Raw genomic sequence first — 14,987 nt, 5'->3', positions numbered from 1 at the left:
AACCCGGTTCGAAAAAATCCGGTCTAGCACACCGGATTTTTTCGAATCTATCAAATTAATTTTTTTAATACTTTATAGAATCCGACAATATGGATCTCATTTATTTATTTAAGTCGTTACTCCGAAGAAAATGGTTTATCCTTTTCTGCACCTTGTTAGCCGTTGCTGCAGCCTTTGGGCTGACAATGAATCAAAACCGTTTATACAAGTCTGTAGCCCAGATGGCTACCGGCTTCACCACTACTGATGTCGTAAAACTGAAAGATGAAAATTTCAACATTTATGAAATTGATGTAAAATTCAACAACGTAACGGAAGCATTACAATCCTATAAAGTATTGAGTATGCTCTCCTACACTATGATGCTCCATGATTTGGAAAACCCTCAGAAAGCATACCGTCATCTGACCAGTGAAGAGAAAAAAGAACCGGGCTTCAAAAATCTGAATGTGCCCAAGGCGATTGAGATCCTGAAGAATAAATACAAAACAGAAACACTCCTTAGTTCTTACGATCCTGAAGAACGTAAAATACAGGAGGCCCTGAAGGTCTACAAATACGACCTGGAAACAATGAGAAAACAACTGTATGTTGGCCGTGTTCAACGTACAGACTATATAGATATTCAATACCGTTCCATTGAACCGGAACTGGCTGCTTATGCAGTAAACCAGCTGATCACCGAATTTTTCCGTAACAATGAATCTTCCAGGGCACAGCAGAACGTGCAGTCTATTGAAACATTGTCTAAACTGGCCGATCAGAAAAGAGAAGAACTGAATGATAAACTCGGTAAGGTAAAAACACTCGGCAGCCTCGATGTATCACTGGAAAGTACCAGCAAACTCAGTCAGATAAGCAATTTTGAAAACAAGCTGGCAGACGAAAACAGCAGTCTGAATGTGGCAACCATGGCGCTTCAACAGATCAATGCCAAGATTGCGGAAATGGATAAATCCAATGCACAGGCCAGCAGCGCCACCACCTCTGCCAACGCAGAGTTAAGCAACCTGCGTAACCAGAAAAATGCCGCTTATAACGAATATGTCAACAAAGGTTCCAACGACCAGGAATTATACGCCAAGTACAATAAGCTGAAAGCGGATTACAACGCCAAACTGTCGAGCATGGCCAGCGCCGCCCCTGCTACCGGAACGGTGTCGAAAGCAGATCTCATTCAGCGCAAAAGCGACCTGGAAGTTCAGATCTCTTCTGCCCGCCAAAATGTGGCCGCCTATCAGCAAAACATCCGCTCGCTGAACAGCCAGGTGGGTGCAGCTGCCTCCAGAGGCGCCACCAACGTTGCTTTACAGAAAGAAGTAGACATGGCCCAGCAGGAATACGAAAACATCAAAGGCCGTTATGACGCCGCCATGAATAATAAAGTGGCACCACAGGATAATTTCCGCCAGACACTTTATGGCCAGCCGGCAGTAGAGCCGGAGCCGTCCAAAAGACTGATCATCCTCGGTTTATCCGGTGTGTGTATGTTCATCTTCTGCTGTATACTCGTCATCGTACAGGAATACATTGATGTATCTATCAAAACACCTTCCCACTTCCAACGCGCCATCGACCTGAAATTGCTGAGCGTGATCAACAAAGTGAATCTCAAAAAATCATCACTCAACGCCGTATTCGCCAACGAACACACGAAAAATATTCCGGAAGCAGTATTCCGCGAAAATCTCCGCAAACTGCGTTTTGAAATAGAAAGCAGTAATGCAAAGATATTCCTGGTAACCAGCGCCAGACCCGGCGAAGGCAAAAGTACCATCATCAAAGCACTGGCACACAGTCTCAGCTTAAGCAAAAAGAAAGTGCTGCTCATTGACACCAATTTCTCGCACAATACCTTAACACAACAGTTTGAAGCATCTCCTTCACTGGAATCATTTGCTTTCCCTGACAACAGGTATAATTTTGAAGCGGTAAAATCAATTATCAAATCAACCGATATTGAAGGTGTGGATATTATTGGCTGCGAAGGTGGAGACTATACCCCTGCAGAAATATTGGGAGAACATAATCTCCTCGTTTATCTGAAGGATCTGGCCAACGAGTATGATTATATATTACTGGAAGGCGCCGCGTTGAATCAACGTGCCGATACCAAAGAGCTGTTAGCATATACAGATTCTATTATCTCCATTGTTTCTGCTACATCCACTATCAAGCAAACTGACAAGGACTCTATACAGTTCCTTCAATCCCTCAACGGGAAATTTACGGGCGCTGTATTAAACTATGTTCAGTTCGACAACATGAATGTATAACCACAAAAACAATAAATGAAATTTCCAAACGTGAGCATTGCCAATCAGAGCAGTCGTTTAGCATGGATAGATTATGCACGGGCCATCGCCATTATACTGGTGGTCTACCGTCATGTCTTTGAAGGCTTGTCACGCGCGGAACTGAGCCAGGATACTTTCTCCTACCTGGATCATGCAAATATTATTTTTTACAGCTTCCGGATGCCGCTCTTTTTTATCCTGTCCGGCGCCTTCCTGGCGAAAAGCATGGCTAAAAAAGGCGTACGCCGGTTAATCCAGGCAAGATTCAGCACGCTGTTCTATCCATATGTACTTTGGGCGTTTATCCAGATCTCCATTCAACTGGTGATGAATAATGTTGTAAATGCCGACCGCAGCGCCACCGACTACCTGTATATCTTCTCCTACCCGAGAAGACTGGATCAGTTCTGGTACCTGCTGGCACTGTTTAATGTAAGCGTGTTGTATATCCTTACAAAAGCCAAACTGCATTTTCCGTTGTCACTGCAGCTGATATTGGGTGTGGGGATGTATTGGTATTCAGATTATGTATCTGTGCATCATATCGACCTCGGACTGGTATACGACATCTTTCACTTTTACCTGTTCTTCGCATTGGGCGATCTCATCGGGGGAAAGTTGCTGGATGAAAAATATACGCCGGTATATAGCTCCTGGAAAGTGTTTATTGGATTGCTGCCGTTTTTTATTGCAGGACAATATTATTTTCTGCAGAAGAATCTGGCCATGCACGACAATCTTTATATAGAACACCACCAGCCATTGCTGTTTGCCGCCATTGCCCTCACAGGATGCGCGTTTGTTTATAATGTTTCGTTTATCCTGCAACGTTACAACGTTGCGGGTATTTTGAGAATAGTAGGGTTTCATTCCCTTTACATCTACCTGCTGCATGTATTGATTGCCTCTGCCACCCGGATATTTTTTGTAAAAGTACTCGGTCTGCACAGCCTCCCCTGGCTCATGGTGATATGTATCACCACGTCTATTGTACTCTCTATCACGTTTTACCGGTTAGCGATGCAAATGGGAGCCTGGTGGCTATTCAGCCTCGACCGGCCAGGAGAAAAGCAAGTAAAGCCAGCAGCTATTTAAATATTAACCGTTTACGATACTGAAAAGATGAGTGATCAGAAATATACTTATTGGTTAAAGTCCGGCATTTACAGTGGTGCCCAGAAAGCAGCCGTGTTGCTCTTCGGCATTGGCAGCGTACTGGTACTAACCCGGTCGCTGACCAAACCTGATATGGGCGTGTGGAACCTTTTCCTGGCATATACCGGACTGATAGAAATTGTACGCCAGTCGCTCGTTAAAAATGCCGTGATTAAATATATCAACAGCTCTCACATAACAGAACACAGCGCGATACAAAGCGCTGCGCTGACGATGAATGTGATTATCACTGTTCTTATCGGAATATTGATTGCCGCTTTTATTACACCGCTGAGCAATGTACTCCAGGCGCCACGCCTGTCACATGTGATGTATCTGTTTCTGCCAGGACTGTTACTGCTCATTCCTTTTTCCCAGTTTGAATGGATACAGAATGCCAATGCTGACTTCAAAGGCGTGTTCTGGTCTTACCTCAGCAGACAGGGCGTATCCTTTACCTGTATCGTGGTACACCTGCTGGTGAATCATGAAGTAAGTCTGACTGCGCTGATCATTTATTTTAATATCGGTCTGGCTACCGGTGTACTGGTCTCCTACCTTTTTGCCAGGAAATTTCTGTACTTCAGTTTCCGTACGGATAAGGCCTGGACAGCCCGTTTATGGCACTTCGGCAAATACGTTTTTGGTACCAATATCAGCTCTTCCCTCTTCCGGAATACCGACCAGTTTATCGTTTCTTCGGTCATCTCTACATCTGCGGTGGCATTATACAGTGTGTGCCTTCGGATCTCCAACCTGATAGATGTGCCTTCACAGGTATTGGGTGATATCCTCTTCCCGAAAAGTGCGAAGATGATGGAAGATGGTAATCTTGGTAAAGTGAAATTTTACTATGAGAAAGCAGTGGGCAGCATTCTCGCCATTGCCGTTCCTGTTAGCCTGGTTATCTTCCTGTTTCCGAAACAGATTATTATGATCATCGCTGGTAAAGGATATGTGGAAGCAAGCGCCCTCTTACAGATCACCGTATTGTATGGTCTCTTCCTTCCCTTCATCAAACAGTTCGGCACCATCATGGACTCCATCGGCAGGCCACGCACCAACTTTGTGGTAATGACCACTACCGCTATACTCAATGTAGGTATCTGTTTACTGTTTACCTCTAAATTTGGATTGGTAGGTACCGCTTATGGTATGATGGTATCTTATGGCATCTGCCTCATTATTACGCAGACAATTTTATACAGAACATTGCAGGTAAGCATGTTCAGTGTATTCCAATATATGTTCAGGTTTTATCCTGATATGCTGTCCGTTTTTCAACAACGCTTTATTTTAAAATGGAAAACAAGATGATCAGTGGCAAAAATATCGTCATAGTCGGGCTACAGTCCTGGGATATTTCCATTGGCAGTAATTGTAAAAATATTGCCCTGGAATTGTCCAAATATAACCGCGTGCTATACGTAAACCGCGCCCCTGACAGGATTTCCATGCTTCGCTCCCGTGGCGACAATAAAGTGCAGAATGCCGTAAAAAGCCTGCGTGGCGAGATAAATGACTTGCAGCAGGTAACTCCTCAGCTCTGGACTCTGGCTCCCAGAACGGTTCTTGAATCAGTTAACTGGATTCCGTTCAATGGATTGTTTGATTTCTTCAACCGCATCAATAATCAGCGGATTGCCCGGGAAATTAATAAAGCCACTGCACAACTGGGCTTCGGGGAAATTGTATTGTTCAACGACAACGACTTTTTCCGTGGCTTCTATCTCGCAGAAATGCTGAACAATGTTACTGCCAGCATTTACTATATACGGGACAATCTCACCAGTCAGGCTTATTTTCAAAAGCATGGCAAGCGCTTGGAAACAAAGCTGATGCAAAAGTCGACCCTCGTAGCCGCCAATTCCGCCTGGCTGGCCGATTATGGAAGGCAACATAATCCGTCTTCTTTTGATATAGGGCAGGGATGTGATTTTGATAATTTACCGGAAGACGGACTTAACAGCGTACCGGAAGATATCGCTGCGCTCAAAAAACCGTTGATCGGTTATGTAGGTGCCCTTATCTCTACACGTCTTGATATCGCCGTGCTGGAACATATTGCTACCAACCGGCCAGATTGGAATATTGTACTCGTAGGACCTGAAGATGACCGTTTCCTCAACAGCCGCTTGCACGATCTGCCCAATATACATTTCACCGGTAGTAAGCCCCCTGCTCAATTGCCGGGTTATATTGCCGCATTCGACGTCTGTATCAATCCGCAGGTCGTGAATGATATGACCATTGGTAATTACCCCCGTAAAATTGACGAGTACCTGGCTATGGGCAAACCGGTGGTTGCCACCAGTACCGCTACCATGCAACTATTTGCATCTTACGTAAATCTGTGTAATAACAAAGAAGCGTATATTGTTGAGATTGAAAATGCACTGGCACATCCGGATGCGAAAGCTACATCAAAGGAGCGCAGGGATTTTGCTTTAACACATACCTGGAACAATAGTGTGCTGCAACTGAGCCGCCACTATCATACACTTAATAACTGAAAAAATGGAAAACAACCGGTTTAGCGACGACAATGTACTGGAGATCATAGTAACCGTTTTTGTGGCGTTTGTGATGATCTTCATGTTCGTTAAGATTATGTTTTTCTGATAAACAATCATCCTGAAAGTGAGTAACTATTATCCAAATAAAAAAAATGTACTGCTGGAATTGAGCAGTAAGGCACTGGGAGGACGCATGAATCCCCTGGGTTATCTGCTGATGGCCTGTATAGCCGTCGGATTCGCCATACTGATCAAAATAAATTTCATCCTGGGTATTGTACTCGCCGCTGGCATGGTGGGCGCCACCGCTGTTATAGTTAGCCTGCTGCATACAGAACTCGGATTCTATCTGTGTATGATATTATCCGTTTTTGTATTCTACATCAACAGGATGGTACATGATATATTGCCGGTGGGGATTGCCGTGGATCTACTCACTGCCACTACTTTCCTGGGAATCTATATCCGTAAAACGGTACACAAGGAAAGATACTTTAAGTACACAAGAAACCCGATTACCTGGATTTATGTGTTGTATCTGGTTTTCACTTTTGTGCAGTTGTTTAATCCTTCCATGTTTTCAGTACCAGGCTGGGCACAGGTATTCCGGAAAGCCATCAGTCTCTTTCTCATCTACCTTACTGCACTGTACCTTTTTAAAAATGTAGCGATCATCAAGCGATTCTTTAAAATATGGATCGTCATGGCTGTTATATGCGGCGCGTATGCGTGCTTTCAGCAATGGCATGGCCTGCTGGGTTTTGAAGACGAATGGGTAGTGTCCGATCCGATCCGTTATGGATTATATTTCCAGGGAGGAACGATCCGCAAGTTTTCCTTTCTCTCCGATCCTACTGCGTTTGGTATCCTGATGGCCAGCTCCATGGTATTCGCTATTGTGCTTTGTATGGGCAACCGTACCGTGGCACAGCGTAACTGGTTGCTGCTGGCAGCGCTTATCATGGCGCTGGGTATGACCTATTCCGGTACCCGTACTGCCTATGTGGTCATTCCGGCAGGGGTGTTTTTATTCGTCATACTGACCATTACCAATAAGAAAACGTTGCTGTTCACGGTAATCTTCAGTATGATCTTCTGCGTATTGATATTTGGGCCTTTCCATAGTATCAGCACAGTAAACCGTATACGTACCGCGTTTGAGTTTTCGGAAGATGAATCACTGAATGTCCGTGATGTAAACCGGGCTTTTATCCAGCCTTACATCTGGAAACATCCCATCGGTGGTGGAGTGAATACCAGCGGAGCACAGGGAAATGAATATAATCCGACACATCCGCTGGCGGGTTTTCCACCAGATAGCGGTTACCTGAAAGCCGCTATAGAAACCGGCTGGACAGGACTGGCGCTTACCTGTATCATGTATTTCATTGTGTTGCAAACAGGCATCCGGGGATATTATCAGTGTAAAAGCCAGGAATTCAGAAACATGTATGCCGCATCGATTACAGCCATCTTTGTATATGTATTTGCACACTATGCTCAGGTAGCGATCGGACAATTGCCGGGCGCCTACTTCTTTTATGGCCTGTATGCCGTAATCGTCAATTTAAAAACTTTAGAACAACCAGAAAATATCTAAACAAGTGTATATGAAACGTACATCAATTGTAAGCTGCAGCCTGTTATTAACATTTATGGCTGCCACTTCCACCGCACAGGTTAAAACCACGGGTAAGCCAACCCCACAGCAGGCTTCCTCTGCTGCACCTACGAGTGCACAAACAAAAATCCAGGAAAAACTGGTAGAACTGGCAAAGAATAACCCGCAAATAAAAACGGCCAAACTGGAAAGAGATAAAACTTTATATGAATTGAATAAAGCGGGTGGCAGTTGGTTAAATTACATCACACTCGGTGTGAATCTGAATGAAATATCACTAAAGACTTACAAAAGCTCAAACACTACACTGCAGAACCTTTACTACCCACTATGGAACGTGGGAATTAATATTCCTTTAGGTAGCCTGATAGGTCATTCCAGCGATGTGAAAATTGCAAGAAGAAATGTAGAAATTGCCACACAGCAACAGGAATTATTGAGCAGACAGGTAAGAGCAGTGGTGTTATCCAAATACCAGACCTACCTGCTGAAGAAAGAATTACTGACCCTGCAGAATGAAATTACGGAAGATGACTACGCAGCGTTTACCCAGGCGGAGCAGAAATTTTCCACAGGTTCCATTACTTACGATGAGTACAGTATCAACTCCAAAAGGTATAATGCGGAACTGGTGAAAAAAATTACATTGGAAACTGAATTAATTCAGGCAAAACTGGATGTGGAAGAATTAATTGGCGTAAAACTTGAAGAAGCGTTAGCAATGGCAGCTGCGGGTAACTAAGGCGATCATTTTGAGTTACGGTCCGTTGTTGTTACCCGCAAATAATTGTGATCTTAACGCTTATGTGTACACGAAAAATTTCATTCCTGCTAGGCCTCTGCATTTTGTGCATAACGGCTACGGCGCAACGGAATATGCAAAAGGTAGAAGTAAAGCTATCTCCCTGGCAGAAAAACGGAGCATTACTGCAATTGCCAGACGATTACGGTACCTCGAACAAGAGATATCCCCTGATTATTTTTCTTCATGGCAAAAGTAAATCAGGTAATGATCTTGAGAAACTGACATTAGAAGGAATTCCATACTGGCTGGACAAAGGCGCTAAAATAGACGCTGTTAATCCCGTAGATCACCAGACCTACAAATTCATTTTTGTGGCGCCACAGGCTCCCAGCTGGGGCCTGGCTCCGGCTGCAGTCAATGAGGTGCTGAATGATGTCATTTCCCGTTACCGGATAGATACCACACGTATCTATATTACCGGTTATAGCGCCGGTGGATGGGCTACTGTGATGGCGATCACCGACAATGCAAAACTGACGAAACGTTTTGCGGCTGCGGTCCCCATGTCGCCCGCCAGCATTGACGAAGCCAATCTGCTGCATTTCAAGATGGTAGCAGATGCCGGTCTGCATTGCTGGTACTTTGCCGGTTCTAATGAGTTGCATTTTCTCGAGAATTCGCAACGCTATATAGACAGCACCAATAAATACCAACCCGGCCTCACAAAGCTGTCCAACCACGGGCAGCGTCATTGCTGCTGGAAGGAATTCTATGATCCGCATTTTAAGGAGAATGGAATGAATATTTATCAGTGGATGCTGCAATATCAGCTACCAGCAAAGCCAACGAAGAAAAAAGCTTAATTATACTATAAAAAAAAGATCAGCATACATGCTGATCTTTTTTTTATAAAGCCGTTTCGTAAATCGTTCGCATTTTTTTCGCAGCTGCCGTCCAGGAATATCTCCTTGCATTGCTGATACCCTTCTCGTATAATCCGGCGGTTTGTGCCGGGTCGTGCAATGCGCCTGCAATGGCCCGGCCTATGCCTTCCGGATCCAGCGGATCTGCAAAAATAGCCGCATCTCCAGCTATTTCAGGCATACAGGAAACATTGGAAGTGATCACCGGTGTACCGCAGGACTGTGCCTCCAGCAACGGCAACCCAAAACTCTCCCGCAAAGAAGGATACAGATACAAAGTAGCCAGTGTATAAACATAAGGGAGATCTGTATACGCAATGTAATCCATGATCTGCAGCCGTGGCAGGATATCCTCTATCTTCAGCTCACTGATCTTCTGCCGGATATAGGTTTTGCTGGAATCGGTGATCACCAGTTTCACCGTTGATTCCGGATGCTGACGGCAATACCATGCAAATGCCGCCAGTGCATTAGGCGTATTTTTCTTGGGCGCCGGATTAGCAAAGAATAATATAAAATGATCAGGCAGTGAGTATTTCTCCCGGATAACAGCCAGGGCTGCCGTGTCTGTAACCGGTGCAAAAACCGGGCTTACCCCATTATGAACAACCTGGATCCTTTCCGTAGAAGTGTTAAGCGCGTTGGCAATATTGTATCTTTCATAATCTGATACCGTTACCAGCTCATTGCGCTTCGCCACTCTCGGTACTATTGCCCTCCTGTAGAGATTTCCAAAATTCTGATAAGCCGTTCCCTTAAAGTTAACGGACTCCATAAAAATAACATCGTGCAGGGTGATCACCGTACGTACACCGGGAAATAAAGGCGCCGTATTGGCCGTACAATGCAGTACATCCAGTTTATATTGTTTCAGGGCACGTGGCAGCAGCCATTGTTCCCATAAAGGATATGAAGCAGATGGCAGTTTAATGATCTGGAAATTTTCAGTTGGCAGAATACACGTATCATCCACGTCCTCTTTCACAAAAACGAAATATTCATTCTCCTTATCCGTCTGCTGCAGATGTTTGATTAATTCCAGGGCAACAATTTCTACTCCATGTTTTTTAGGTCTGAATAGTCTTTGCGCTTCAATACCAATTCTCATGTAGTCTCAGGGATTTATAAATGATAACAATACCGCAAGGTACTCAACAATTTGCAAATCATTTAGAAATCAACCTTTATAAATTTTCTGATCACATTCAGTTGCCTGCTGTCTGTAATTTTCAACAGATACATGCCCACCGGTAAATCGTGTATATCGATGGTTCTGGTCCAGTCGCGCGGATTGCCGATGTAGATATTTTTTGCAATGCGGCCGGATACATGATAGATAAAGAGGTTTAACGGCAACCCTTCGTTAAAGGCAGCGCTGGCTGTTAGCCGCAACACCTGGGTAGCCGGATTGGGATATACGCGGATATCCGTATCATGATTATCACCATTCATCACCGTCAGCGTTACCTGCGATTGTGAAATAGCGTTGTCATTATCTGTTACCGTTAAGCGGAATACATATACTCCCCCTTCGGTAAAATGGGCAAATGCCCTGGCATTCGTTGCGTTGGTAATAGTGGCGCTGGAAGATCCGCTGATCAGTTCCCACCTGTAGGCGACAATAGTGCCGTCCGGATCATAGGATGCCGAACCATTCAGTAATACCAGTTCATCAGAAAGCACCACCTTCTGATCATTTCCGGCAATAGCTACCGGTGATTGATTGGAAGGACTGGCATTATTAACGGTAACGGTTACACGTGCTGTAGCCGTTGCGCCAAGGTTGTCGGCCACCTGCAGTTGAAAAATATACGTACCTGCCACCAGCTGACTGATATTGGTTCTGACAGCAGCAGGCGTAGAGATTACAGCATTATTGGGTCCGGACACCTGCGACCACTGATATGCCGCAATTGTTCCATCCGGATCTGTAGAGCCAGATCCATTCAGTTGAGCCGTGCTTACCGGCAGCGTAATCGTGATATTGGCACCTGCATTGGCAACAGGTGGTTGATTGGATGGAATGGCCTGATTAACGGTTACGGTTACACGTGCTTTGGAAGTCGCATTCGAGTTATCCGTTACCTGTAATTCAAAAATATAGGTGCCTGCTACCAGCTGACTGATATTTGCTCTGACAGCAGTAGGCGTAGAAATGACAGCATTACCGGGACCAGATACCTGCGACCACTGATAAGCCGTTATAGTTCCATCCGGATCTGTAGAGCCGGAACCGTTCAGTTGAGCGGTGCTTACCGGCAACGTGATGGTGATATTGGCGCCTGCATCAGCGATAGGCGGCTTGTTGGCAGGAACAGCCGAATTAACAGTTACGGTTACACGCGCCGTTGCAGTCGCATTGGAATTATCCGTTACCTGTAATTCAAAAATATATGTACCTGCTACCAGCTGACTGGCAGTGGTTTTAGCCGAAGTGGCGGCCGACAGCGTCGCGTTAGCCGGACCAGACACCTGTGTCCATTTAAAGGCGGTAATGGAGCCATCCGGATCTGAAGATGCAGAACCATCCAGCTGTACAGTGTTAGCAGGTAAGGTAATGGTTACATTGCTGCCTGCATTCGCTACCGGAAGCTGGTTTACCGGAGCCGCATTAACAGTGATGGTTACACGCGCCGTAGCGGTGGCGTCGGAATTATCGGTGACCTTCAATTCAAAAATATAAGTGCCTGCTACCAGCTGGGTGGCGTTTGTTTTAGCCGCAGCGGGTGTCGACAGTACCGCAGTAGACGGGCCTGAAACCTGTGTCCACTGAAAAGCCGTAACAGAGCCATCAGGGTCTGATGAAGCAGAACCATCCAGCGACACTGTGTTCGTTGGTAAGGTAATGGTTACATTGCTACCTGCATTTGCCACCGGAGGTTTATTCGCCGGCGGAGCAGCATTAACGGTTACGGTTACACGGGAAGTAGCGGAGGCACCGATATTATCAGTCACCGTCAGTTCAAATACATATACACCCTGTACCAGGTTATTGACAGCGGTTTTAGCAGCAGCGTCACTCACAATCACCGCGCCATCCGGACCGGATACTTTCGTCCATTTATAAGCGGCGATACTCCCGTCAGGATCACTGGAAGCAGAGCCATCCAACTGCACTGTATTAGTTGGCAGAGCGATGGTGATATTGGAGCCGGCATTGGCTACCGGTGGTTTGTTCACCGGCGCATTACCGCTATACTCATATGCACCTGCATCAAAGATTTTATTATAAGGTCTGGGATTACCGTCCAGGTCTGTGGTGATACCAATGCTGGTCAGATCTGTACCTTTATCCACTGCAGGAGACGTAGCCTGCAGATGGTAATCATTATTGGCCGGATCTTTAAATAAGGCGGCAGCAACCGTGGTTGCACTGATATTGGTCTGATTGGACCAGTCTACACCCGGCATTACAGAAATACCGGAGGCACTTCCACGTGGACCGGAAGCCACTACGAAGTTATTGGCGATAATATTTCCTTTTGCCAGCGTACCATAGGTACTCAATAGCCGGATACCATCCCTGCCTGAACCCACTACTGTATTATTCACCATATATACATACAGTGGCACATACTCAGCTGGTGTAGGGCGGTCATCCGCGAAGATAGCATCCTGGCCCTCTGCGGTGCCATCCTGTCCGGTGTTTACCACTACGTTATTATATACTTTACAAAGGCCCTGGCCAAATACTTCTATACCATTACCAGTACCTTTAATAATGACATTGTGATGTACACTCCCGTTGGAAGCGCCTCCCAAAATAATACCCGCCTGCTGGCTGTTAAGATTCTGTACGCCGAAATTCGATACGCGGTTGTTGTAAATCTCTACATTCTGCGGGGCAGACGCCACCTGGATACCATCCCAACCGGTACCATCGGTGATAACATTGTATATTTTAAGATTGTAGATCCGGGGAGGAATTACGTTGATGTTTCCTGCGGGGCAACCTGTAATTACTTCTCCGGCAGATGCGGTGTTTCCGATGTACATTCCTTCTCCACGGGTATTATGAATATACAGGTCGTGAAACGAAACGTTCCGTATAGAGAAATTCGGGTATTGGGTAGTAGGATCACAGGTAGGATTGATTTTCGCGAGGATTCCCACATCTGTATGTGTTACCTCAATCTTTTCACCTTCATAGTCGGTACAGCCTACACCGATACCAAGACCAGCATTCAGATAGGCGGCGCCACCATCTATTTTAAAACCATACTGATCGCTGCTGCCTGAACCGGTTATCTTGAAATATTTTGCATTGTTGAAAACAATCCCGTAGCTACCGCCACTGCCTACCTGCACCACTCCGCCACAGTTGATAAAAACAACAGGTTTACCTGCGGCTCCGGAGAAATTATAAAACTGCATGTAGGTGTAATTGCCTGCTTTCACACACACCGTATCACCAGGTTTAAACCCCATGGCGCCGCCATCTATGTAAGCGCCGCCATCCGTTCCCGGAGAGATCGTGAATTTGCATCCTGCACAGCCGCCTGCAGCAGGAGCTGCCGCAACGGTAACGGTTACACGTGCAGTAGCAGTCATATTATTGTTGTCTGTTACGGCGAGTTCATACACATAGGTTCCCGCCACAAGATTTTGCAGCGTGGCTTTTGCCAGTGTAGCGCCATTGATGGTGGCTGCAGGACCTGAAATAGCTTTCCATTGATAAGTCTTGATCGTATTGCCACTGGCTGCGCTGGAAGCGGAACCGTCAAGCGTGGTGGTGTTAGACGGTAACGTCAGTGCAATACTGGTGCTGGCGAGTTTTACAGTGGGTGGCGTATTCACAGGCGGATTTACTGCACCATCCTTACTGTACTGCAGCATCCACTCGTAGATATTCGGTGTATAATATTTGTTGGTTACATCATAGGCACGGTCCCAGGTATCACCATTATGACCAGCGCCGGCTACGGTAGTGGAAATAGCCTTAATGGGCGCATTACAGGTATTATTGATCTGATTAATGTACGGTTCCACATATTGAAAAAAGGCATCCGCACTGCCACAGATGTCCCACACCGCCACCTTGCTGGTAGCGATGTTACAAAGGCCAGGTTCTACCGGTTTATCTATCGGTGCAGCGGAAACAGGTACAATTGCCGCTATTTTGTTGGAATACTTTACATCACGGGCTACGTAATTCCAGGTACCGTATCCACCGGCACTCAAACCGGTAATATAAATACGGTTAGCATCAACCCGGTATCTCGCCTGGATATCTGCCAGAATATTCTCCATTTGGTCTGCACTGCAAAATCCACCAGGAATCTGCGGGGATACCGTAATAAATTTAAACAGCTTCCCGTTTACGGTAAACTGCATCTTGGCGCCCTGGCTGATCATTTTGGGCACCCCCCAGGCAAGCACTTTGTTAATATCACTGCCTGTCCCCTTCTCTCCAACGCCGTGAAGAAACACCAGTAAAGGGTATCTGTCTGAAGTCGAATTGTAATCATCCGGCAGGTGCAACCATGCACCATTGCTTTCGCTCGCACTTAATTTGACTGATATGGCTGTTTGGTCGCCCTGGGCATATATGGCACTGCTCCAGGTTAGCATTAATACAAATAATGCTAATCCATTGATAAGTAGTCGGTTTTTCACTAAGGTCTGATTTAATTTGGAAGATTTTCCTGCCTACTACTCCGTTCTTTCCTGACTTGTGTCTTTTTTCTAAACAATTGCAAAAATAAGCGTTCTGACGATACCAAGGGTTAA

Annotated in this window: 9 protein-coding genes; 7 read left to right on the top strand and 2 right to left on the bottom strand. The window is 45.6% G+C overall.

Annotation, left to right across the window (positions count from 1 at the left end; all coding sequences use genetic code 11):
* The first annotated feature begins 89 nt into the window (after positions 1-89).
* The 7 genes from BMW79_RS18565 (at position 90) to BMW79_RS18535 (ending at position 9,197) form a co-directional block, all read left to right on the top strand.
* Positions 90-2,276: an exopolysaccharide transport family protein gene (locus BMW79_RS18565; RefSeq protein ID WP_089897154.1), complete on the top strand. Its 2,187-nt coding sequence runs from the start codon at positions 90-92 to the stop codon at positions 2,274-2,276.
* Between the two features lie 15 nt (positions 2,277-2,291).
* Positions 2,292-3,392, top strand: coding sequence for an acyltransferase family protein (locus BMW79_RS18560; RefSeq protein WP_089897153.1), 1,101 nt, complete (start codon positions 2,292-2,294; stop codon positions 3,390-3,392).
* Positions 3,393-3,419: 27 nt separating this feature from the next.
* Complete coding sequence (locus BMW79_RS18555; protein ID WP_089897152.1) at positions 3,420-4,769, top strand: flippase; 1,350 nt, start codon at positions 3,420-3,422, stop codon at positions 4,767-4,769.
* Complete coding sequence (locus tag BMW79_RS18550; protein ID WP_218150380.1) at positions 4,766-5,965, top strand: glycosyltransferase; 1,200 nt, start codon at positions 4,766-4,768, stop codon at positions 5,963-5,965. Before BMW79_RS18555 ends, BMW79_RS18550 begins: the two co-directional genes overlap by 4 nt.
* A 127-nt stretch (positions 5,966-6,092) precedes the next feature.
* Positions 6,093-7,568 carry an O-antigen ligase family protein gene (locus tag BMW79_RS18545; protein WP_089897150.1) on the top strand — a complete coding sequence of 492 codons (1,476 nt, stop codon included), beginning with the start codon at positions 6,093-6,095 and terminating at the stop codon, positions 7,566-7,568.
* Between the two features lie 10 nt (positions 7,569-7,578).
* Positions 7,579-8,331 carry a TolC family protein gene (locus BMW79_RS18540; protein ID WP_089897149.1) on the top strand — a complete coding sequence of 251 codons (753 nt, stop codon included), beginning with the start codon at positions 7,579-7,581 and terminating at the stop codon, positions 8,329-8,331.
* A 134-nt stretch (positions 8,332-8,465) separates the two neighbouring features.
* Positions 8,466-9,197 carry a carboxylesterase family protein gene (locus BMW79_RS18535; protein ID WP_177192243.1) on the top strand — a complete coding sequence of 244 codons (732 nt, stop codon included), beginning with the start codon at positions 8,466-8,468 and terminating at the stop codon, positions 9,195-9,197.
* Positions 9,198-9,240: 43 nt separating this feature from the next.
* Here the strand turns inward: BMW79_RS18535 and BMW79_RS18530 are convergent, their stop codons facing one another.
* Both BMW79_RS18530 and BMW79_RS18525 read right to left on the bottom strand, forming a co-directional pair.
* Positions 9,241-10,365 carry a glycosyltransferase family 4 protein gene (locus BMW79_RS18530; RefSeq protein WP_089897147.1) on the bottom strand — a complete coding sequence of 375 codons (1,125 nt, stop codon included), beginning with the start codon at positions 10,363-10,365 and terminating at the stop codon, positions 9,241-9,243.
* A 62-nt stretch (positions 10,366-10,427) separates the two neighbouring features.
* A complete protein-coding gene (locus BMW79_RS18525) occupies positions 10,428-14,873 on the bottom strand; it encodes a PKD domain-containing protein (RefSeq protein ID WP_143059214.1) in 4,446 nt (1,481 codons plus the stop codon).
* Positions 14,874-14,987: the final 114 nt, after the last annotated feature.

The organism is Chitinophaga arvensicola (genome assembly GCF_900110835.1).
Classification (GTDB): Bacteria; Bacteroidota; Bacteroidia; order Chitinophagales; family Chitinophagaceae; genus Chitinophaga; species Chitinophaga arvensicola.
Note: the sequence above shows the minus strand (reverse complement) of the source record. Positions and strands in the feature narration are given on the sequence as shown.